Annotated in this window: 21 protein-coding genes; 7 read left to right on the forward strand and 14 right to left on the reverse strand. The window is 59.4% G+C overall.

The features are described from left to right. The first annotated feature begins 19 nt into the window (after positions 1 to 19). A complete protein-coding gene (locus CFter6_RS05555; RefSeq protein ID WP_061539076.1) occupies positions 20 to 529 on the forward strand; it encodes an Lrp/AsnC family transcriptional regulator in 510 nt (169 codons plus the stop codon). Between the two features lie 162 nt (positions 530 to 691). Here CFter6_RS05555 and CFter6_RS05560 read toward each other — a convergent pair whose 3' ends face one another. The 7 genes from CFter6_RS05560 to CFter6_RS25945 all read right to left on the reverse strand — a co-directional run bounded on the left by CFter6_RS05560 (position 692) and on the right by CFter6_RS25945 (position 6,962). Further along, positions 692 to 2,008, reverse strand: coding sequence for a D-amino acid dehydrogenase (locus CFter6_RS05560; protein ID WP_061539077.1), 1,317 nt, complete (start codon positions 2,006 to 2,008; stop codon positions 692 to 694). Between the two features lie 180 nt (positions 2,009 to 2,188). Next, positions 2,189 to 2,605 carry a hypothetical protein gene (locus CFter6_RS05565; protein ID WP_061539078.1) on the reverse strand — a complete coding sequence of 139 codons (417 nt, stop codon included), beginning with the start codon at positions 2,603 to 2,605 and terminating at the stop codon, positions 2,189 to 2,191. A 17-nt stretch (positions 2,606 to 2,622) separates the two neighbouring features. Next, a complete protein-coding gene (locus tag CFter6_RS05570; protein ID WP_061539079.1) occupies positions 2,623 to 3,045 on the reverse strand; it encodes a DNA polymerase III subunit chi in 423 nt (140 codons plus the stop codon). A 27-nt stretch (positions 3,046 to 3,072) separates the two neighbouring features. After that, positions 3,073 to 3,687 carry a glutaredoxin family protein gene (locus tag CFter6_RS05575; RefSeq protein WP_061539080.1) on the reverse strand — a complete coding sequence of 205 codons (615 nt, stop codon included), beginning with the start codon at positions 3,685 to 3,687 and terminating at the stop codon, positions 3,073 to 3,075. 91 nt (positions 3,688 to 3,778) lie between these two features. Further along, entirely contained in the window at positions 3,779 to 5,857 is a 2,079-nt protein-coding gene (locus CFter6_RS05580; protein WP_061539081.1) for a M3 family metallopeptidase, read from the reverse strand. Between the two features lie 5 nt (positions 5,858 to 5,862). After that, entirely contained in the window at positions 5,863 to 6,708 is an 846-nt protein-coding gene (folD, locus tag CFter6_RS05585) for a bifunctional methylenetetrahydrofolate dehydrogenase/methenyltetrahydrofolate cyclohydrolase FolD (RefSeq protein WP_061539082.1), read from the reverse strand. A 107-nt stretch (positions 6,709 to 6,815) separates the two neighbouring features. After that, on the reverse strand, positions 6,816 to 6,962 hold the full coding sequence (locus CFter6_RS25945) for a hypothetical protein (protein WP_167351361.1): 147 nt from the start codon (positions 6,960 to 6,962) through the stop codon (positions 6,816 to 6,818). A gap of 110 nt (positions 6,963 to 7,072) precedes the next feature. On the opposite strand from CFter6_RS25945, the gene gshA reads away from it, so the two are divergent. Continuing rightward, the gene (gene gshA, locus CFter6_RS05590; RefSeq protein WP_061539083.1) at positions 7,073 to 8,659 is read left to right on the forward strand and encodes a glutamate--cysteine ligase; all 1,587 of its coding nucleotides are present in this window, start codon (positions 7,073 to 7,075) and stop codon (positions 8,657 to 8,659) included. A gap of 51 nt (positions 8,660 to 8,710) precedes the next feature. Here gshA and CFter6_RS05595 read toward each other — a convergent pair whose 3' ends face one another. From CFter6_RS05595 to CFter6_RS05610, 4 genes are all read right to left on the reverse strand, one after another. Continuing rightward, entirely contained in the window at positions 8,711 to 9,322 is a 612-nt protein-coding gene (locus tag CFter6_RS05595) for an FMN-dependent NADH-azoreductase (RefSeq protein ID WP_061539084.1), read from the reverse strand. Next, the gene (locus CFter6_RS05600) at positions 9,319 to 9,771 is read right to left on the reverse strand and encodes a GNAT family N-acetyltransferase (protein ID WP_061539085.1); all 453 of its coding nucleotides are present in this window, start codon (positions 9,769 to 9,771) and stop codon (positions 9,319 to 9,321) included. Before CFter6_RS05600 ends, CFter6_RS05595 begins: the two co-directional genes overlap by 4 nt. Positions 9,772 to 9,845: 74 nt before the next feature. Then, positions 9,846 to 10,601 (reverse strand): SDR family oxidoreductase, encoded by a 756-nt coding sequence (locus CFter6_RS05605; protein WP_061539086.1) that lies wholly within the window; start codon positions 10,599 to 10,601, stop codon positions 9,846 to 9,848. 71 nt (positions 10,602 to 10,672) lie between these two features. Continuing rightward, on the reverse strand, positions 10,673 to 11,110 hold the full coding sequence (locus CFter6_RS05610; RefSeq protein ID WP_061539087.1) for a carboxymuconolactone decarboxylase family protein: 438 nt from the start codon (positions 11,108 to 11,110) through the stop codon (positions 10,673 to 10,675). 111 nt (positions 11,111 to 11,221) lie between these two features. Here CFter6_RS05610 and pdxR point away from each other — a divergent pair, with 111 nt between their 5' ends. Then, entirely contained in the window at positions 11,222 to 12,661 is a 1,440-nt protein-coding gene (pdxR, locus tag CFter6_RS05615) for a MocR-like pyridoxine biosynthesis transcription factor PdxR (protein WP_061539088.1), read from the forward strand. Positions 12,662 to 12,724: 63 nt separating this feature from the next. Here the strand turns inward: pdxR and CFter6_RS05620 are convergent, their stop codons facing one another. Next, positions 12,725 to 13,543: a class I SAM-dependent methyltransferase gene (locus tag CFter6_RS05620; protein WP_061539089.1), complete on the reverse strand. Its 819-nt coding sequence runs from the start codon at positions 13,541 to 13,543 to the stop codon at positions 12,725 to 12,727. 194 nt (positions 13,544 to 13,737) lie between these two features. Between CFter6_RS05620 and CFter6_RS05625 the strand changes: the two genes are divergently transcribed. Continuing rightward, positions 13,738 to 14,115, forward strand: a complete 378-nt coding sequence (locus tag CFter6_RS05625) for a VOC family protein (RefSeq protein ID WP_061539090.1) — start codon at positions 13,738 to 13,740, stop codon at positions 14,113 to 14,115. Positions 14,116 to 14,178: 63 nt separating this feature from the next. Here CFter6_RS05625 and CFter6_RS05630 read toward each other — a convergent pair whose 3' ends face one another. Next, on the reverse strand, positions 14,179 to 16,554 hold the full coding sequence (locus CFter6_RS05630) for a DNA polymerase II (protein ID WP_061539091.1): 2,376 nt from the start codon (positions 16,552 to 16,554) through the stop codon (positions 14,179 to 14,181). Between the two features lie 316 nt (positions 16,555 to 16,870). Here CFter6_RS05630 and CFter6_RS05635 point away from each other — a divergent pair, with 316 nt between their 5' ends. Together CFter6_RS05635 and CFter6_RS05640 are read left to right on the forward strand one after the other, a co-directional pair. Continuing rightward, positions 16,871 to 17,356, forward strand: coding sequence for a MarR family winged helix-turn-helix transcriptional regulator (locus CFter6_RS05635; protein ID WP_061539092.1), 486 nt, complete (start codon positions 16,871 to 16,873; stop codon positions 17,354 to 17,356). Between the two features lie 184 nt (positions 17,357 to 17,540). Beyond that, positions 17,541 to 17,966, forward strand: coding sequence for an organic hydroperoxide resistance protein (locus CFter6_RS05640; protein WP_014004909.1), 426 nt, complete (start codon positions 17,541 to 17,543; stop codon positions 17,964 to 17,966). Positions 17,967 to 18,038: 72 nt separating this feature from the next. Here the strand turns inward: CFter6_RS05640 and CFter6_RS05645 are convergent, their stop codons facing one another. Continuing rightward, positions 18,039 to 19,991 carry a methyl-accepting chemotaxis protein gene (locus CFter6_RS05645; protein ID WP_061539093.1) on the reverse strand — a complete coding sequence of 651 codons (1,953 nt, stop codon included), beginning with the start codon at positions 19,989 to 19,991 and terminating at the stop codon, positions 18,039 to 18,041. A 244-nt stretch (positions 19,992 to 20,235) separates the two neighbouring features. On the opposite strand from CFter6_RS05645, the gene CFter6_RS05650 reads away from it, so the two are divergent. Continuing rightward, complete coding sequence (locus CFter6_RS05650) at positions 20,236 to 21,858, forward strand: methyl-accepting chemotaxis protein (RefSeq protein ID WP_236904549.1); 1,623 nt, start codon at positions 20,236 to 20,238, stop codon at positions 21,856 to 21,858. The last annotated feature ends 20 nt before the right edge of the window (positions 21,859 to 21,878 follow it).

Below are 21,878 nucleotides of genomic sequence, written 5' to 3' on the forward strand. Positions count from 1 at the left end.
CAGCCCTTGATCCCTTGGCATGAGCAAACATCACACCCTAGATAAAGTTGACCGCAAGCTGCTTAACTTGCTGCAGCGCGACAATCAAATGCCGACCCGCACCCTGGCCGACAAAGCCCACATTTCCCAGCCGACCTGCCTGCGTCGCCTGCGCGACTTGCGCGAGGCCGGCATCATCAGCGCCGACGTCTCGCTGGTCGATCCATTTGCGCTCGGCTACGGCATGCTGGCCTTCCTCGAAATCTCGCTGAACCACCAGTCAGACGAGCACATGCAGGAATTCGAGCTGCGCATGAACAAGGAAGCCGAGGTCATGCAATGCTATTTCGTGTCGGGCGATTACGATTATTTCCTGGTCGTGCACGTGATCGATATGGATGCCTATTATCAGTTCGTGCGCCGGGTCATTTCAGGCTCCGGCAATGTCCGCCATTTCCAGTCTCGTTTCCCCATGAAGCGCGCCAAGTTCGTGACCCGCGTCGCCTTCGACGAAAAGCCGGCCACGGTCGAGGTGCGCATCGCCAAGTGATGCACTTCAACAGTGCGCCCGGACAATAAAAAGGCGGCGCTGCCGATTCCCGCGGATACATACGCAAAAACCGCGCCATGTCCGACCGGACGAAAAAAAAGACCGATGCTGTCGCCAGCACCGGTCTTTTTTATCGCCTTGCTACATCAGGCTTGGCAGCAATCATGCTTGCACGGGGCGCGGCAGGATCAACGGCTGCGGCGTTTGCCGCGGCATGCCGGTAAATGCGAAATCGACTTCCGGCCGGCGGCCCGAAATGATCTCGGCGATGGCGCGGCCGGAACCGCAGCCCATGGTCCAGCCCAGCGTGCCGTGGCCGGTGTTGAGGAACAGGTTGCTGATCCTGGTCTTGCCGATATACGGCACGTTGGATGGCGTCATCGGGCGCAGGCCGGTCCAGTAAACCGGATTGTCGTAATCGCAACCATCGGGGAACAGCTCGCGGGTGCGGCGCGTAATTGCTTCGCAGCGGGTGGTGTTGAGTTCGCGCGTGTAGCCGTTCAGTTCGCAGGTGCCGGCCACCCGCAGGCGGTCGCCCAGGCGCGACACCACCAGCTTGTAGCCGTCGTCGGTGAGCGAAACGCTGGGCGCCGCTTCCGGATTGGTGATGCGGTAGGTAGCGGAATAACCCTTGCCCGGGTAGATCATCAGTTCGATGCCGAGCGGCTTCAGCAGCGGCGTCGAGAAGCTGCCCATGGCGACCACAAAAGCATCGGCATGCAGCACTTCATGGCGGCCGTCGGCATTGATGACCTCGACCCCGGTGATCTTGGCGCCGGCGCCGCTGCCTTCGGTGATCAGGCGAGTGACGCTGGTGTTGTACTGAAACTTGACGCCGGCTTCGGCGGCCTTGTCAGCCAGGCCGGAGGTGAATTTGTAGACGTCGCCCGATTCATCGGTGGCGGTGAAGTCGCCGCCGACGATCTTGTCGCGGATGCGCGCCAGAGCCGGTTCGATCCTGACCACTTCGTCGGCGCTGATGGAATCGCGCGGGCAGCCGAGGTCGCGCATCAGTTGCGCGGCAGGCAGCGAGATGTCGAATTCTTTTTGTTCGGTATAAAAATGCAGGATGCCGCGCGTCAGGCAATCGTAGTCGACGCCGGTTTCGGCGCGCACGGCTTGCAAGGTCTGGCGGCTGTATTCGCAGATGGCGACGATCTGGCGGATATTGTCGTTGGTGCGGGCCGGGGTGCATTCGCGCAGGAAATTCAGCGCCCATTTCCATTGCAGCCATTCCGGACGGAAGCGGTACAGCAGCGGCGCATCTTCCTGCCCCAGCCATTTCAGCACCTTCAGCGGCGCCTGCGGATTGGCCCAGGGTTCGGCATGCGACACCGAAATCTGGCAACCGTTGGCAAAACTGGTCTCTTGCGCCGCGCCGGGCTGGCGTTCGATCACTGTCACGTCGTGACCTTCCTTGTTCAGGAACCATGCAGAACTTGTTCCGATAACGCCAGCGCCCAATACAATTACTTTCATCTCATCTCCAAAAATCGCTGCTTAGTTACTCTCTGATTACTCGCTGCTGGCTCTCGAGCCACCATTTCAATAGCGCTATTGTAAGAAAACAGAGATTTTTTAGGCGATCAAAATGAGATCTGTTTTTTTTACTTTTATCTACCGTAATTCAAAATGTGATTGAAAAACAAAAAATTCAGACTAAATGTTTGTTTTTTTTAATTTGACTAATTCCAGGCTTACCGCACGGGAAATTACCTCGTCCAGGGTCTGGTGCAAACCTTCCCTGATTTGCGCCGCCATGCCTTCCACCGCGGTCTGCAATACATCCGCCAGGCCGTCGCGCACCCTTTGCTCGATGACAAAATCGATGCGGTCCTGCAACTGCTGCAGCACTTTTTCCCTGACCTCCGCTTCCAGCCGCTCCCAGTCGTGCTGGCTCAGGGTGCGCGCCGCAGTTTCTTCCTGCCGTGCCTTGGGCAGGTCAAAACTGCCGTCGTCGTCCAGCCCGGGCGCGGCCACGGCGGCCGCTTGCGGCGTTTCTATAATGTCGGTCAAAGTCGGCAGCGGGACAATGACCTCGGTCAATAAAGGAATATTGGCGTCGAGATTACTCATTACGGATTCCTCTATAGCTATACGTTGTCGGCGACGAAATGGGTCAGGGGGTAACCGCGTTGCTGGTAGAAGCGGTAGCGATCGCGGCCGCCAGCCTTGTCGTCGTCGGCCAGCGAGATGATTTCGAACATTCTTTCGAAGCGGGCGAAATGCTGTGGCGTCTTGCCGGACAGGTTGATCAGGATCTGGTGATGCGGCCATCCGGTTTCTTCATCGGCGGCCAGGATCACCGGGGTTTGCGCGGCCAGCGGGTCGCCGGCCCTGACGTGGGGCAGGAAGTCGTGCTCGGAGAATGTCCAGAGCGCGCGGTCGAGTGTCGCCAGATCCTCGCTGCTGCCTAATATGACGATCTGGCGTTGGGCCGCGCGCGCTTTACGCACCAGTCGGCAGGTGTACAGGAACTTGTCCGAAATATTGGTGTGAAAGTCGATTTGCGTCATGAATGGTATTGGTAGGGCGGTAGCGTTTTAAAAACGGAATCCGGGCGGCGCGTTGCCGGCTGCCGGCGGAGAGTCGCCATTGCTGGCACTGCCGGCGGCCGCTGGGGCGATCTTGCCGGGCTCGACAACGGTTGGCGCAGCGGCGACCGGAGCGGCATTGCGATAGGTTTTTGGCAAGCGGCTGGTTTCCGGATAACCGGCGGCTGTCAGCGCCGCGCCCCAGGCGGGCGAAGAAAAGCCGCTTTCCTTGTTGCGGCCGACTGTCAGTATCGGCAGCTGGTTTTCACTGGTGACCTTGCGCAAGGCGGCAATATCTTCATTGCTCTTGACGGTCTTTTCACTGAACGGGATGCCGCGCTCGTTCAGCATTTTGCGGCCATCGTCGCACGGAATGCATTTCTCCGAGCTGTACAGAGTGACCGGACTATTCTTGACCGCCTGCGCCAGTTCATAAGGCAAGCCGTCGTTGATGTCGCTGATGCCGGCGCCGGTTTTCTGTTGCGTCACGTTACCCTTGGCAGGCGGGATGTCGCTATAGGTAACTTTGCCGTCGGGGCCGGTCGATTTGTACAGTTGCGCTTGCGCGCCGGCGGCCAGCGTCAGCAGAAAAACCGTTGCAGCGAATTTAGTCCCAGCTTTCATCCTTTTCCCCTATTGTAAGAATCGCCGTTGTACAGCGAAGGTTTGGTAGTGGTATTGCATCGATCCAGTTGCTTCCTGCTTCTTTGATTACTTATGCCGCCATGCCGCTATGGCGCAGCAAGGCGTCTATGTTCGGTTCGCGTCCGCGGAAAGCCTTGAACGATTCCAGCGCCGGGCGCGAGCCGCCGACGGCCAGGATTTCGGCGTGGAATTTCTTTCCGGTCTCTGCCGACACCACGTTACCGCCGCGCGAAGCGGCTTCTTCAAACGCGCTGTAGGCATCGGCCGACAACACTTCGGCCCATTTGTAGCTGTAATAGCCGGCAGCATAACCGCCGGCGAAAATGTGGCCGAACGAATGCTGGAAGCGATTGAAGGATGGCGGGCTGATGACCGCGATCTTGCTGCGCACCTGGTTGATCACGTCCTGCACGCTTTGGCTGCCATACGGATCATAATCGTCGTGCAAGCGCATGTCGAACAGGGAAAACTCGACCTGGCGCAAAGCCTGCAGCCCGGACTGGAAATTCTTGGCGGCGGTCATCTTGTCGAACAGCGCGCGCGGCAACGGTGCGCCGCTGTCCGCTTCCGATGTCATGTGCTGCAGGACATCCCACTCCCAGCAGAAATTCTCCATGAACTGCGAAGGCAGTTCGACCGCATCCCACTCGACGCCGGAAATGCCGGAGACGCCGATCTCGTCGACCTGGGTCAGCATGTGGTGCAAACCGTGGCCGAACTCGTGGAACAGGGTGATCACTTCGTCATGGGTAAACAAAGCGGGTTTGGTCGCGCCGTTGACTGTCGCCGGCGCCGTGAAGTTGCAGGTCAGGTAGGCAATCGGGGTCTGGATTTCGCTGCCGAGGCGGCGCCGGGCGCGCGCGTCGTCCATCCATGCGCCGCCGCGCTTGCCGTTGCGGGCATACAGGTCGAGGTAAAACTGGCCGATCAGCTTGCCGTCTTTCTGGATCCGGAAAAACTTGACGTCGGGGTGCCACACCGCAGCCTGGTCGGCGCTGATGTCGACTGAAAACAGTTTCTGCACCAGCTGGAACAAGCCTGCGACTACCACCGGTTCCGGGAAATACTGTTTCACTTCCTGCTCTGAGAAAGCATAGCGCTGTTCGCGCAGCTTTTCCGCGGCATACGCCAGGTCCCAGGCTTCCAGCGCGGCCAGGTCCAGCTGTTCCGCGGCGAACGCCCGCAGCTCCGCCAGGTCCTGCTCGGCAAATGGACGGGCGCGCTGGCCCAGGTCTTCCAGGAAGTGCATCACTTCGGCCGGGGTCTTGGCCATCTTGCGCACCAGCGACAGCTCGGCGTAATTCTTGAAGCCCAGCAGTTTCGCTTCTTCATTACGCAAACGCAGGATCTCGACGATGTTGGCGCTGTTGTCCCATTCCGGCTTTTCGCCCAGTTCGGAAGCCTTGGTGGCATTGGCGCGATAGATTTTTTCGCGCAGGGCACGGTTATCCGCATATTGCAGGATCGGGAAATAAGACGGGAAATGCAGCGTAAATTTGTAGCCCGCCTTGCCGTCCTGCTCGGCGGCAGCGCGCGCCGCCTGGCGCACATCGTCCGGCAGCCCGGCCAGTTCGGTTTCGTCGTCGACAAACAGGCCGTAGGCATTGGTGGCGTCGAGGATGTTTTCCGAGAAGCGGGTGGTCAGCGCTGCGTGTTTTTCCTGGATTTCGGCGAAGCGAGCCTTTTTGGCCGGCGCCAGCTCGGCGCCGCCCAGCCTGAAATCACGCAGGGCGTTGTTGACGATCTTGCGGCGCGCCTCCGACAGCTCGGCAAAGTCGAGATTGTTCTTGATGGCCTTGTATTTGTCGAACAAGGCCAGGTTTTGCGCCAGCGCGGTCCAGAATTCGATCAGTTTCGGCTGGTTTTCGTTATACGCGGCGCGCAGGTCCGGCGTGTCGGCTACCGCATTCAGATGGCTGACAATGCCCCAGGCCCGGCCCAGCTTCTCCGTCACATGTTCCAGCGGGACGACAAAATTGTCCCAGGTGACGGCGTCGGTCGAGGCTTCCAGCAAGGTCACCACGGTATGCGCCTGCTGCAGCAGCGCCGCGATGGCCGGACTGATGTCGGCCGGCTTGATCTGGTCGAATTTGGCCAGGCCGGTAAAGTCGAGCAGGGGATTGCTGGTCTTGGTTGCGGTAGATGTCATTACAGTTACATTCTTTCTGCGGCTTCGATGGTATTGACCAGCAGCATGGTGATGGTCATCGGCCCGACGCCGCCTGGCACCGGGGTGATGTAGCCCGCCACTTCCTTGGCGTTGGCAAAATCGACATCGCCGCACAGTTTGCCGTTATCGTCGCGGTTCATGCCGACATCGATCACGGCAGCGCCAGGCTTGACCATGTCGGCGGTGACGATATTGCGCTTGCCGGTAGCCACCACCAGGATGTCGGCCATGCGCGTGTGCAGCCCGAGGTCGCGGGTCTTGGAATTACAGATGGTGACGGTGGCGCCGGCCTGCAAGAGCAGCATGGCTTGCGGCTTGCCGACGATATTCGAGGCGCCGACGATCACCGCATGGGCGCCGCGCACCGGGAAGTTGACCGATTCCAGCATTTTCATCACGCCGTAAGGAGTACACGGGCGGAACAGCGGCTGGCCGGTCATCAGCAGGCCGGCGTTGCTGATGTGGAAGCCGTCGACGTCTTTTTCGGCGGCGATGGCTTCGATCACCTTGTGGGCGTCGATATGGGCCGGCAACGGCAACTGCACCAGGATGCCGTTGATCTTCGGATCTTTATTCAAGGCGTCGATACGCGCCAGCAGGGCCGCTTCGGTCAGGTCGGCATCATATTTTTCCAGCACTGAATACAAGCCGTTGTCTTCGCAAGCCTTGACCTTGTTGCGCACATACACCTGTGAAGCCGGGCTGTCGCCGACCAGGATCACCGCCAGGCCGGGCTGCTTGCCCTGCGCGGTCAGCGCGGCGGCGCGTTTGGCGACGTCGGCGCGGAGTTGTTGGGAGAGGAGGTTTCCGTCGATCAGTTGGGCTGGCATAGTAGAGGCAATGAAAATTGAAAGCAAAGCAGGATTATAAGGGGTGCGCGCGCCGAAGACTGCGTCGGTGGCGTGTTGCCGTGTGGAAATTTGCGAATATTTGCAGTTTATTTCTTGCCGACCCGTTCTTGCCGGCCCGCGCGCATCCACCAGGAATTGCCGATTTGATAAAACCAGGCCTCGCCCAGCGTACTTCCTGAGCTCGCGGCCGATTGTAAATTGCTGTCCAGCCGACATCCGACGCGTTCTTTCATTTTCGGCTATTCTCGCCTTCTACGACATCTGCATGTCACCGACCATGCCCGAAATAATGCAACAGGCGGCCGCATGGCAGAGCTGACAAATTTGAAAAAAGGATGCTGAATTGACCGATCATTACACTCGCCGGCTGGCGCTGCTAGGGCAAGAGCAGCACCGCGGCTTGCTGGGCCAGGGCCTGCGCGGCATCGAAAGAGAAACCCTGCGCGTCGAAGCCGACGGCCGGCTGGCCCTGACGCCGCATCCGCGCGCGCTGGGCTCGGCGCTGACCCATCCGCAGATCACCACCGACTATTCGGAATCGCTGCTGGAATTCATTACCCCGGCCGAGCACGACATCGCGACCGCGTTGACCGAACTGGACGCGATCCACCGTTTTGTCTATACCAAGCTGGGCGACGAACTGCTGTGGAGCCAGTCTATGCCGGCCCATCTGCCGGCGGAAGAGCAGATCCCGATTGCCTGGTACGGCACGTCCCACATGGGGACCCTGAAACACGTCTACCGGCGCGGCCTGGCGCTGCGCTACGGCAAGCGCATGCAATGCATCGCCGGCATCCATTACAACTATTCGCTGGCTGAAGGTGTATGGGAAGCCCTGCAGCAGGCCGAAGGCGCCAGCGGCACGGCAGTGCATTTTCAGTCGGAAAGCTATATCGCGCTGGTGCGCAATTTCCGCCGCTACAGCTGGCTGCTGATGTACCTGTTCGGCGCTTCGCCGGCCTTGTCCAAGTGTTTCCTGGACGGCCGCGACCACCGCCTGGAAGAACTGGACAAAGACACCCTCTACCTGCCGTACGCGACCAGCCTGCGCATGAGCGACCTCGGCTACACCAGCGAAGCCCAGGCGCGCCTGACGCCGCAATTCAACAGCCTCGACAGCTACATCAAGAGCCTGGCGCGCGCGGTCAGCCAGCCTTATCCGCCGTACGCGGAAATCGGCACGCATCGCAACGGCGAGTGGGTGCAGATCAACACCAACATCCTGCAGATCGAAAACGAGTACTACTCGACCATTCGGCCGAAGCGCGTCATCAATTCCGGCGAGCGGCCGATCCAGGCGCTTTCCGCGCGCGGCGTGCAGTACATTGAAGTGCGCTGCATGGACATCGACCCGTTCGAACCGATGGGAATCAACCTGGAAACCTCGCGCTTCCTGGATGCTTTCCTGTTGTTCTGCGCACTAGACGACAGCCCGTTGACCAGCGATGAAGAAAGCCTGGAAAATACCGAGAATTTCTCGCGTGCAGTGAAGGAAGGGCGGCGTCCCGGTTTGCAACTGCGGCGTGACGGCAATCCGGTCGGCCTGCAAACCTGGGGCAAGGAGCTGATGCAGCGGATCGGTTCGGCGGCAGCCCTGCTCGACGCCCAGCGCAGCGATGGCGCCCATGCGGCATCGCTGGCGAAACAAAACCTCAAGCTGGAATCGGTTGAACTGACGCCATCCGCGAAGGTATTGGCGATCCTGCGCGACAACCAGGAATCGTTCGGCAGTTTTGCGCTGCGCCAGAGCAAGGCGCATGCGGCATATTTCCTGGCGCATCCTCCGAGCCTGGAAGAAGGCAATTATTTCGAAACGCTGGCGGCCACGTCCCTGTCCGAGCAGGAAAGCCTGGAGCGCAGCCAGACCGGGGATTTCGATACTTTTGTCGCCGCTTATCGCGCCAGCACGCTGGGTAACATGAGTGTGTAGGAAATATAAGTAACTCTTGCTGGCGCCGGCGGCTTACACCGCCGGCTGAGCCTATAGGCATGCAATGGACAAAGGCAATTTCTCAGACAATCCCTGACGTGCTTCCTGCACCGCCTGCGCCACGGCTTCCGGACCGAAGACCAGTCCTTGCAGCGGGAAAAAGTGCACATCGCTGATGCCGATCGATGCCAGCGCATAACGCAGGTACGGCGTCAGGAAGTCAGCCTGTTTCGCCCGTTCTCCCACATGGAAACCGCCGGAACTGACCAGTACAAAGGTCGCGCGGTCTTTTATCAGTCCGACCTTGCCTTGCGGCGTGGCGTGGAAACTGCGATTGATGCGGATTACGTGATCGAGCCACAGCTTGAGCGCGGCGGGTACGGTGAAGTTGTGCATCGGAGTGACGATGAACAGCATATCGTGTTGTTCCAGTTCGACGATCAGGCGTTCCGACCACGCGAATTCTTTTGCATCGGGCGCCGTTTGCGAAGTGAGCGCAATTGCGTAGTCGCGTCCGATTGGCGGAAGAGGCGACTTCACCAGATCGCGTTCGGTGATCTGTACGTTATCGATGCCCGATGCGGCAATCGCTTCCATTGCAAGGCGATAACCATGGCTTGCATCGCTGTACGGGCCGCTGTTCAATACTAAAATGCGCGTCATGTGGAGGTTTCCTGTGTAAGCGGTTCGACAAAATGCATGCCCTTTGCAAGCAGCCCCTGGCGGAAGTAAAAGCGCTGGGCCAGCGCCATATGCAAGCCGGTATCCAGCACAAAATGCTTGCAGTGCGACGCGATGGCTTGTTGCCGCGCTGCCTGCAACAGGCGTTCGCCCAGTCCGGAGCGGTGCAACGTGGCTGTTACCACCAAGTCGTCGACGTAAACGAAACGGCCGTATATCAGGTTGTCTTGCAGCCGGTAGCCGGCAAGTCCGACGATGGCGCCGTCGCGCCATGCCGCGAGCAGGCAATACCCTTGCGTACGTTGCTGCGCAACCTGAGCGCTGTATGTTGCACGATCGCTCAGATGCGGCCGCAATTCCTTCATCACGGAGAACGACGCTGCCAGATCGGCGTCGCTTTCGATGTGTTTTATTTCTACCTCAGACTGCATGCATTTCTCCAGAAAGTTGGCGCTGCTCTATCGTTGCGTCGACAGAGCGGGTGAATCGATAATCGCATTGCAGTTTATCGAGCCGGCTGCGACTTGCTGAACCACGCGGCAAACCCGGTGTCGCCGAGGCGCGCGCTGCCGGCCGGCGTCAGCGATTGATCGTTGATCTGTGCGCCGTAGTAAGCCGCATTGCCATCCGGCACGACGATGCGTTTGTCGCCGAGGGCGTTCAGGTAACGCTTCATCAGGTCGGCGAGCCCGATTTTTTCCGGGCCGGCCGCATCGAATGTACCGTTGATCGCCTGTATCAGCGCTGTATCCGACACGATCGCCGCGATGTCGTCCGATGAAATCGGTTGCACATGCGCCGGCGACAGGCGGATCTCGTTGCCGATCGTGCCTGATTGCGCAATGCCGCCGAGGAATTCGAAGAATTGCGTGGAGCGCACGATGGTGTACGGCAGCCTGGATGCCTTGACCATATTTTCCTGTGCCATCTTGGCGCGGAAGTAGCCGCTGTCGAGCATGCGTTCGGTGCCGACCACCGACAGCGCAATGTGATGCTTGACGCCGGCTGCCTGTTCCGCGGCAAGCAGGTTGCGGCCGGACGTTTCAAAGAATTCGAGCACGGCCTTGTCTTCGAACGAAGGCGAGTTGCTCAAATCGATGACGACCTGTGCGCCTTTGACCGCATCCGCCAAACCTTCGCCGGTGATGGTGTTGACGCCGGTGCCTGGAGAACCGGCGACGACGTCGTAACCGAGCTGGCGCAGGTTGGCGGCGACTTTCGATCCGATCAGGCCGCTGCCGCCGATGATGAGGATTTTCATGGAATGCCTTTCAATGTGTCCCCATCAATGGACGACGGGTTTGTGAACCGGATTGCCGAAGCTGCCGGCAATTACACTGGCATCTTGCGGAATGCGATGGCAAACCGGTTCCAGGTATTGATCGAGGTGATAAGCAAGGTCAGTTCGATCAGTTCGGCGTCGGTGAAATGCGGGCGGACTGCTTCCCACACTGCATCCGGCACATGGTTTTGCGAAACCAGCGTCAGCGATTCGGTCCATGCCAGTGCGGCGCGTTCACGGTCGCTGAAGAACGGGGTTTCGCGCCAGGCCGAGACGGTAGCCATGCGGCGTTCCGATTCGCCGGCCTTGCGGGCGTCGGTGACATGCATGTCGAGGCAGAAAGCGCAGCCATTGATTTGCGACGCACGCAGGCGGACCAGTTCCTTGAGCAGGATGTCCAATGTGCCTTTGTTGATCTGGTTTTCAACACCCATCAATGCCTTGATGGCGTCTTTGTCGGCAGTGTAGAAGTCGAGGCGAGTTTGCATTTGAAGCTCCTTGGTTAGGTAAATCGAAGTAAATCGGGGTTTGCTTGAGGTGTAGTATGCGAGAATCATGGCCATGTTAGAAGGGCCAAGAAATAACAAAAGGACTAGTCCATGGAGTTTGCCAAGCCCGTTGCCAAGCCCGGCCTTGACCTGCACATCGATCGCACGCTGGAATTGCCGATGTATCAACAGATATGTCAACGTTTCAAGACTGCGATCGAGCGGGGAAACCTGCGTGCGGGCGATCGTGTGCCCGCAGTACGGGCGCTGGCGACCGAATTGAACCTCGCGCGCGGCACGGTGGAAATGGCTTATCGCATCCTGGCAGACGAAGGATATCTGCAGGTCAGGGGTGCGGCCGGCACCGTGGTATCGCCGTCTTTGCCGCCGCCGGCGATCCCCAAGCCGCAAGCAGCAATCGCCGGCCAGGCCCATGCCGTCATCGTCGACCACGACGGCAAGGCGCCGAAGCCGTTGCAGATGGGTTTGCCCGCGCTCGATGCATTCCCGCGCAAGGTGTGGAACCGGCTGGTCGGACATCGCCTGCGCGGCAGCGAACCGGCGCGGCTGGCCTATCCCGACCCTGCCGGTTATGACCGTTTGCGCGAAAAAATTGCAACTTACCTGGGCGTCTCGCGCGGCGTGACTTGCCTGCCGGAGCAGGTGTTCATCACGACCGGCTTGCGCAACACGCTGGAACTGACGTTAAGCAGCCTTTCCACTGTCGGCGACGCCTTCTGGTTCGAAGATCCCGGCTATATTTTTGCCCGTCTGTTCCTGCAAAATACCGCAGTCAAGATGGTGCCGGTGCCGGTCGATGATCATGGCTTGATGGTGGAAGAAGGCAAGCGCCTCAGTCCCTATGCAAAATTCGCAATGGTCACGCCCTCGCACCAAAGCCCGCTTGGCGTGACGCTGTCGCTGGAACGCCGGATGGCGCTTCTGGAGTGGGCCAGCAAAGCCGGCAGCTGGATTATCGAAGACGACTACGATAGCGAATTCCGCTATCAGGGACGGCCGCTGCCGGCGCTGAAAAGCCTGGACCGCAATGACCGCGTGATTTACAGCGGCACCTTCAGCAAGGCGATGTTCCCGGGCTTGAGGCTGGCTTATGCGGTCGCGCCGGTCAGTGCGATTGCTCGCTTTCAGGCCGCCTCTTATAACCTGAACGCAGGCTGCCCATACCTGTTCCAGGAAGGCATTGCCGACTTTATCGCCGAAGGCCATTTCTCAAGGCATCTGAAAAAAATGCGCCTGTTGTACGCAGAGCGCCGCGCGGTGACGTCGCGCGTTTTCCAGGAAATATTGGGCGATCGCATACGGATCGATTTGCAGCCTGGCGGGTTGCACGTACTGGCGAAGCTGGCTGATCACGAGGACGATGTCATGCTCGCGGGCCGTGCGCGGACTGCCGGTCTGGCCGTGCATCCTTTGTCGCGCTGGTACATCAATGCAAAACCGCGGCAGGGGTTGCTGCTGGGTTTTGCCAACGTGGTCGATGAGAAGGATGCGATGCGGCTGGCGCTGAGGCTCAAACAAGCATTGGCATAGAGTTGCCTTCAGACTTCTCTGAGAAATACTTGGGCCGCCGAGTCCGCCAACTTGGCAACGCCATCAGCGTTCGATAGTGATAATGTGCGCCTGAATCTTGCCGTCAACAGGACCAGGTCCAAACTGTCGGACGATGGCTTCCTCAGCGGCGTCGGTTGCTTCGCTGAGCCGTGACTTGTCGCGCGCCTCGATCTCGCCGCGTAGCGGCGTCCCTTGGCAGTAAGCGATTGCAGGGATCCGCGCCGACGTCGCCCGGCTGCGCGCCGCGACGGTGCTAATGTGAGGTGACGAGCGGAAACCGCCAGCCTCCAGATCTCGCGTAATGGTTGCGAGGTCGTGGTAACCATGGGGCGTGCGGGCCATGAAGCGCGGAGGATCGTTGGGAAAGAGCGCTGCGAGTGCAGCCGCAACGTTGTGGGCGAACTCGTTCTCCTCGATTCGATCCCAAACGTTGAAAATGAGAACGCCACCCGGCCGGAGAACACGACGCATCTCCGAAAACGCCTTCGGCTTGTCGGGAAAGAACATGACTCCAAACTGGCACACCACGGCGTCGAACATTGAGTCCTCGAAGGGCAGTTGCATGGCATCCGCCTGACGCCACTCCACGGGGTATCTGGTTCCGACCTTGGAAGCCATATCCAGCATCGCCTGATTAAGGTCCGTGGCAACAATGGAGACGCTTTCCGGCAGCGCGGATGCCAGATTGCGGGTCACAACGCCTGTACCTGCAGCAATCTCGAGCACCCGGGTAAGTGGCCGCGAAACTATCCGATTCACCAAATCGACAGCATACGGTTCAAAAATCATCGGAACCAGATACTCTTCATAGAGCCTCGGGATTGAGCCAGTGAAGGCTTTGTCGGCATCGGGACTGCTCAAGCCATTCTCCTTTGTGCCACGGTTTCTGCGGGTTTCATGCCACATTTAATATTGTTTATTTATATAATATAGTGCGCGCAAAGCCAGATGCCAAGCGACTTGTGGAGGTTTTGCGCCACCAGCAACAGACCGCAGCGGATTGCAATCAATATTGCGTCAGCGCTCATGCGGGCTCACATATTTCAGGAGAACTTATGTTTGACCACGTCAAATTCGGAGTCAGCGACTATGCAGCGAGCAAAACGTTTTTCCTCAAGGCCCTCGAACCGCTCGGCGTAGCTGTTGTCGGGGAGGGGCCGCCGACGTACGGTGTCGAGCTTCTTGGCCCAAAGGACAAGGCTTCATTGTGCCTGTACCAAACCGAGGAGCGGCCGGCGCATCTTCATTTGGCGTTCGCGGCCGAGAATCGCCAGCAAGTCGAAGCTTTCTATCGCGCGGCCCTGGAGGCGGGTGGCAAAGACAATGGCGCGCCTGGTTTGCGCCCGCAGTACAACGCGAACTACTATGCCGCTTTTGTCATTGGCCCGGACGGGCACAACATTGAAGTGGTTTGCCATGAGGCCGAGGCCTGACCCTTCCATCGAGGGGACGTCCGTTTCTGGCCGATAGCGGACAGCCGAGAACGACACACGACTTTAAAACAATTCCTTCTGCCCGCCCACCAAAGCCGCAAAATTATCGTCCAGAAACGGCAATATCGCATCCGCCAGCGGCTGCAGCTGCCGGGTCAGATAGTGGTCATAGTCGATCGCCGAGCGCTGCGTTTCCAACGGCTCGGGGCCGGCCGTGGTCATCACGTAGCTGATCCAGCCGCCGTTCTGGTACTGCAATGGCCGGCCTTGTTCGCGGTTGAACTCATCGGCCACGCGCGCGGCGCGCACATGCGGTGGCACATTGCGCTCGTATGCTTCCAAAGGTCGTCTCAGCCGTTTACGGTAGACCAGCAGCTCGTCGAATTCGCCTTTCAGCGTGCGGCTGACGTAATCGCGTACGTAAGCCTGATAGGGCTCGCGCTTGAATATGTGCTGGTAAAGCTGTTGCTGGAATTCCTTGGCCAGCGGGGTCCAGTCGGAGCGCACCGACTCCAGTCCCCGGTACACCATCTCGTCCGCGCCGTCGGCGTTGACGATCAAGCCGGCATAACGCTTCTTGCTGCCCAGTTCGGTGCCGCGGATGGTCGGCATCAGGAAGCGGCGGTAGTGGGTGTCGAACTCCAGTTCCAGCGCGCTTTCGATACCCAGGGTTTGCCGCAGATGCAGGCGCCACCATTCGTTGACGTCCTGCGCCAGGGTATTGCCGATCTTGGCCGCCTGTTGCTCGGTATGCGGTTGCTTGAGCCAGACAAAAGTGGAATCGGTGTCGCCATAGATGACCTGATAGCCTTTGGCCTCGATCAGTTCGCGTGTCTTGTGCATGATCTCATGGCCGCGCATGGTGACCGATGACGCCAGGCGTGGATCGAAAAAACGGCAGCCAGTCGAACCCAGCACACCGCAGAAGGCATTCATGATGATCTTCAAGGCTTGCGACAGCGGCTGGTTGCGCTGGCGTTTTGCCGTTTCGCGCCCTTGCCAGATCTGGCTGACGATGCCTGGCAGGCAGTGCTTGCTGCGCGAGAAGCGGCCGCCGCGAAAGCCCGGCACGGAATCGCTGTCGCCCGGATGCTGCATGCCTTCGACCAGCCCGACCGGATCGATCAGGAAGGTGCGGATGATGGAGGGATACAGGCTTTTATAATCCAGCACCACGACGGAATCGTACAAGCCCGATTGCGAATCCATTACAAAGCCGCCGGGGCTGGAATCGCCAGCCACTTCGCCCAGGTTCGGCGCGACGTAACCCTGGCGGTGCATGTGGGGCAGATACAAATGGCTGAAAGCAGCCACCGAACCACCGCTGCGGTCTGCCGGCAAGCCGGTGACGGCGGCGCGTTCCAGCAGGAATGCCAGCAGTTCGGTCTTGGCGAAGATGCGCGTCACCAGTTCGCAGTCTTTCAGGTTGTAGGTCGCCAGCGCCGGTTTGTCCTCGGCGAAACGGCGGTCGATTTCGGCCATGCGCTGGTAGGGATTGGTGATCGATTTACCTTCGCCCAGCAGGGTTTGGGCTACATGCTCCAGGCTGAAGGAAGGGAAATTCCAGGTTGCCGATTTCAGCGCTTCGATGCCGTCGATGATCAGGCGGCCGGCAGCGGACGCGAAATGGTGGTTCGGCTTGAAGCCGTGTTCGCGCCACTCCATCTGGCTGCCGCCGCGGCCACCGCCACCGCGGCCGATCAGCAGCGGTATCTGGTATTCCTGGGCATGTTTTTGCAGGATACGCAGATCGAACTGCACCAGGTTCCAGCCGATGATGGCATCGGGATCGTGCCGTTCCAGCCATTGGTTCAGTTTCTCCAGCAGCAGCTGGCGGCTGGCGCAATATTCCAGGTCGAAATCGACTTCGCTGGCGTCGCCGTTAGGCGGCCCCAGCATGTACACCTGGCGCTGGCCGCAGCCTTCGAGGGCGATCGAATACAAGTCTCCATGCGCCGTGGTTTCAATATCGAGCGAAACCAGCTTCAGCTGCGGACGGTATTCGGGCGCGGGTTTCATGGTGCTGTTGAACATGGGGCCGCTGCCATTTTTTTCGCCTGCGAACCAGACCGGGGCGGTGATGAAGCGCTCCATCAGGTAGCGTTCGGGCGGGCGGATATCCGCTTCGTAGACGTCGACGCCGCCGTCCCTCAGCAGCTTCTCCAGCTTGATCAGCTGGCGATGCTGCTGCAAATACAGGCCTAGCACCGGACGGCACTGGAAATCCTTCAGGAGCAGCGGACGCAGCTCAAACCGGCGTTCGTTGCGCAGCACGCTTTCTGCCTGTTGCCGCTGCTCGACAGGTATGAAGGCCACCGACTCTTGGGGAGACAGGCGGATGTGCCGGGGGCCGTCGTCAGTCGCCAGCCAGAACTCGACTTCTGTGCCATTGGGAGTGTCGCGCCAGTGCCTGGTCAGGATAAAACCTTGTTGTGCCACTCTGCTGCCTTATGGATCTGCGTATATTTACACCTCGTTTTTACACCCCGTTTACGCCTCGTTTGCGTATCGTTTGCGTATCGGCGCGAGGGAAGCCGGGACGGTCTTGCAATGATACATTTCATGATTGCATTTTGCTTTGGTCGCCAGCCCGCAAGAATGCAATTATTTCGAAACTCTGGGCGTTGCCTTGTTGTCGGAGCAAGAGAGCTGTGGCTGGTGAGGATGGCCCATAGCTATCCGCAATCCCGGCGATAGATTTAAATGCAAATTAGATTGCTTGCAATTTAATTTTAAGCGATATATTATTCAATCCATGGACACCAGCAAACAATCGACTGCAAACTTCGCACCGGAATCATTCGGGCCGGACAGCCTGCTGCTGGACAACCAGCTGTGCTTTGCGCTGTATTCGGCATCGCTGACCATGACCAAGATTTACAAGCCGCTGCTGCAGAAAATGGGTTTGACCTATCCGCAGTACCTGGTGCTGCTGACCTTATGGGAGCGCGACGAAGTGACTGTATCGGCTTTGGGCGAGCGCCTGTTTCTCGATTCCGGCACGTTGACGCCCTTGCTCAAGCGCCTGGAAAGCAGCGGATTTTTGCGCCGCCAGCGCTCGCCTCACGATGAGCGCCAGGTGATTGTCAGCTTGAGCGCGGCCGGCAAGAACCTGCGCCAGCAAGCGCTGGCGATACCGCAGCAGGTGAGTTGCAGCGTTGAATGCTCGCTGGACGAAGTGAAGGCGCTGACCCAGGAATTGCGGCGGTTGCGTGCTGCCATGGCTGGCAATATCGCTTGAAGATAGAGAGCGTAGTTTTGAATGAAATATAAATTGTGAGCAATACAATTGTGTGATTAAGAATCAGCTTATGCCGCGTTTCATTCTTGCGTCATTTTAATGTTGTACCTTTGATCCGGATCAGCAGTACGGCCGACTGTATCGATCCAAAGGATTTTCCAACCGGCCAATAAAGGAAACCATCATGTCAGTCGAAAAAGTTCTGTACCGCGCCCAAGCCACTGCAACCGGAGGCCGTGACGGCCGCGCCGTGTCATCCGATAACGTGCTGGACGTCAAGTTGACCACACCGAAAGAACTGGGCGGCGCCGGCGGCGAAGGCACCAATCCTGAACAGCTGTTTGCAGCCGGTTATTCCGCCTGCTTCATCGGTGCGATGAAATTCGTCGCCTCGCAAGAAAAAATCAGCCTGCCCGCAGACGTGTCGATCACCGGCCTGGTAGGCATCGGCCAGATTCCCGGCGGTTTCGGCATCGAAGTCGAATTGCGCATTTCCCTGCCTGGCATGGATGCCGGCGCAGCAGAAGACCTGGTCAACAAGGCGCACAAAGTCTGCCCTTATTCCAACGCAACCCGCGGCAACATCGACGTTACCCTGACCCTGGTGTAATCAACCGGCGGGTCGCAAGCTGCATCCGCGTAGGGTGGGCACAGGTGCCCACCCTATATTTTTGGCTGAGTTTCAGGCGAGCTTGAAAACAGCAGCAGTTTGCGCCAGCTGCGCTGCCTGGTCCTGCAGGCTCTGGGCGGCAGCCGCGGCCTGCTCGACCAGCGCGGCGTTTTGCTGGGTGATATCGTCTATGTGACCCATGGCGCGGTTGATCTCTTCGATGCCGCTGCTTTGTTCTCCGGTCGCTGCCGTGATTTCATGCATGATGTCAGCCACCCGCTTGACTGCGGCGACTATGCCTTGCATGGTCTGGCCGGCAGCATCCGCCAGCTTGCCACCTGCATCCACCTGTTCCACCGAATCGCTGATCAAGCCCTTGATTTCCTTGGCGGCCGTAGCTGAACGCTGCGCCAGGCTGCGTACTTCCGCCGCCACCACGGCAAAACCGCGGCCCTGTTCGCCGGCCCGCGCCGCTTCCACCGCTGCATTCAGCGCCAGGATATTGGTCTGGAAAGCGATGCCGTCGATCACGCCGATGATCTCGTGGATCTTGCGCGAACTGTCCTTGATCGCCTGCATCGTATCCACCACCTGGCCGACCGCCTGGCCACCCTCGATCGCTTGCCCCGATGCGCTGATCACCAGCTGATTGGCATGCTGGGCGCTGTCGGCGCTGTGTTTCACCGCAGCCGTCAGCTGTTCCAGCGAACTGCTGGTCTGTTCCAGCGAAGCCGCTTGCGATTCGGTGCGGGCCGACAGGTTGGCGTTGCCTTCGGCGATTTCCTGCGAGGCGCGCGCCATCTCACCGGTGCCTTGCCGCACATTGCCGATGACGCCGGCCAAACCTTGGCTGATGCCGTTGATGGCCCGTTCCAGCTGGCCGATTTCATCACCGCGGTTGCTTGCCATGGTGACGCTGAGGTCGCCCGCCGCCAGTTGCTGCGCCGCTTGCTTGACTCTCTCCAGCGGCTGGCTGATGGTGTTGCGGATCAGCCAGTACAGCGCCGCCACCATGATCAGCACCGCCACCAGGCCATACATGGCATTGCGGTTGCGCAGGGTGGTGATCTCCTGCGTCAGTTCGGCGGCATCCTCGCTGCCGACAATCAGCCAGTTCCAGTTCTTGTACAACGCGAAGGCGGCGATTTTTTCCGCACCGGCGCCTTCCTGCGAGGCATAACGCATGCTGCCTTCCTTGTGTTCCAGGATGTCCTTGATGAATTCGCGGCCATCGGCATCCTTCAGCGCCAGCACATTCTTGCCTTCGTCGGCAGGCGCCACCAGCAGCTTGCCGAGGTCCTTGCCTTGGGCGGCGTTGAGCACATAGAAATAACCGGACTCGCCCAGCCTGACCGAGCGGATGCGTGCCTTCAGCGTTTCGATATCGGCGCTGATGTCGACGCCGACAAACAGCGCGCCGACGATGGCTCCGGCCTCGTCCTTGACCGGGTTGTAGGCGGTCATGTACTCCTTTCCGAACAGCGTGGCGCGGCCGATGTACGACAGGCCGTCCTGCAGGCGGGCGTATCCTGGATGGCCGTGGTCGAGCACGGTGCCGATGGCGCGCTCGCCGTTTTCTTTCTTGAGCGAGGTCGAGATGCGGATGAAGTCATCGCCGTTCTTGATGAAGATCGTCGCCACCGCGCGGCTGGCCGAGGTGAAATTGTCGGCGATCGAGAAATTCATGTTGACGGTGTCGTTACCATTCTTCAGCAACGGCAGCGGCTTGCCGGCGACATCGACGGTCCTGCTGCCGTCGATAGAAAATTTCCCGGGGAAATAACTCGCCAGCAGCAACGCGAAACGCTCGGCTTCGCTTTTATGGCTGGCATCGAATGTGTCCAGCATCTGGATCATGGTGCCGGTCCTGCCGGCAATGTCGCGCGTTCCGCGCTGTTCCAGCAATTGGGAGGTGGAGCGGGCGCTGGCCCAGCCGTAGACCAGGAAGATCACGGCTGCCAGCAAAAAGGTAAACAAGCTGAGCTTGATGCCTACGTTGAGGCTGTTGAAGAATTTATTGTTCATTGACTATCCTTTTCTTGTTGGGCGGATTGAAGCGACGCGTTGCATCCTGCCGAATTCCTGGCAATCAAAGTCAATAACGACAACTTTCGCGAAAGTTGAAGGGGCGACAGCGGGACAGGCTGCTTTTGATCCTGAAGAAACGGCGCGGCCTGCCGTTAACAAGATCAGGAAAGCGGCTGGCCGGAATCCGCAATCCCGAGCCAAAGGCTCGCGTGCAACTGAAACCCCATCTGAAAAGAAAATCATGACCTGGTTCTACAACTTGAAAATTGCGACCAAGCTGCTGCTGTCGTTCGCCTTGATATTGATGCTGACGCTGGTGCTGGGCGTGGCCTCGATTACGCAACTGGGGCAAGTCAACGCCACCACCAACCAAATCAACAGCGACTGGCTGCCGAGCGTGCGGCTGCTGCTGACCATGAAGAGCAACCTGGCGCTGCTGCGCAACGTCGAAATGCAGCACGTCATGTCTAACGATGTCGCCGACATGGACAAGAGCGCCCAGTTCATCGGCGAGATCCGGAGCGACCTGCAAAAGAACCTGAACGACTATGCACCCTTGGTCTCCGAGCAGGAGCGCGCCGGATACGATCAGTTCAAGGACAAAATCCCGCCGTATCTGGAGATGGACAAGAAAATCGTCGACATCTCGCGCGCCTTCAGGAAAGACGACGCGATCAAAGAGATACGCGGCGATTCCCTGGCAGCCATCGTCGAATTGGACAAGCTGGTCGAGCGCCTGGTGAAAATCAACAGCGACGGCAGCGCCGCCGCCGCAAAAGATGGTGCGGCCATCTACAGCAACGCCAGGCTCTGGACCATGGGCCTGATGATCGGCATGCTGCTGCTGGGTTTCACCCTGGCGTTGTGGATCGCGCGCGTGGTTGCCCAGCCCCTGGAATTTGCGGTAGACGTGGCGCGCCGCGTCGCCGACGGCGATTTGACGGCCGATATCGAAGTCAGGTCGAGCGACGAGACCGGGCAGCTGATGCAGGCGCTGAAAGACATGAACCACAGCTTGCAGAAGATCGTCGGCGAAGTGCGCAGCGGCACCGATACCATTGCCACCGCCTCCGGCCAGATCGCGGCCGGCAACCAGAACCTGTCGCAGCGTACGGAACAGCAAGCCAGTTCGCTGGAAGAGACTGCCGCGTCGATGGAGCAGCTGACTTCCACCGTCAAGCAGAATGCCGACAACGCCAGCCAGGCCAACCAGCTGGCGGTGTCTGCCTCGGAAGTGGCGCTGCATGGCGGTACCGTGGTGACCCAGGTGGTCAGCACCATGGGCGCCATCAATACCTCATCGAAAAAGATCGTCGACATCATCGGCGTGATCGACGGCATCGCTTTCCAGACCAATATCCTGGCGCTGAATGCAGCGGTGGAAGCGGCGCGCGCCGGCGAACAGGGTCGCGGGTTTGCGGTGGTGGCGGCGGAAGTGCGCAGCCTGGCGCAGCGTTCGGCGGCTGCGGCCAAGGAAATCAAGGGGCTGATCGACGACTCGGTGGAAAAAGTCGGGCTCGGTTCGCGCCTGGTGGACCAGGCCGGCAGCACCATGGAGGAAATCGTGGCCAGCGTACGTCGCGTGACTGACATCATGGGTGAAATCACCGCCGCCAGCCAGGAACAGACCGCCGGCATCGAGCAGATCAACCAGGCCATCAGCCAGATGGACCAGGTAACCCAGCAGAACGCCGCTCTGGTGGAAGAGGCGGCGGCGGCCGCCGCCAGCCTGCAGGACCAGGCTGGCACCCTGGCGGAAGTGGTCGGCGCCTTCAAGCTGGAGCGTGCGCATGGCGCGGCGCGGGCAAACAGGATGATCGATATCACGCCGCATGCGCAGATGCTGCGCGGCGCCGCGGCTTGACACCGTCATAGCCGGAGCAA

Origin of the sequence: Collimonas fungivorans, from assembly GCF_001584145.1 — a bacterium.
GTDB classification, from domain to species: domain Bacteria; phylum Pseudomonadota; class Gammaproteobacteria; order Burkholderiales; family Burkholderiaceae_D; genus Collimonas; species Collimonas fungivorans.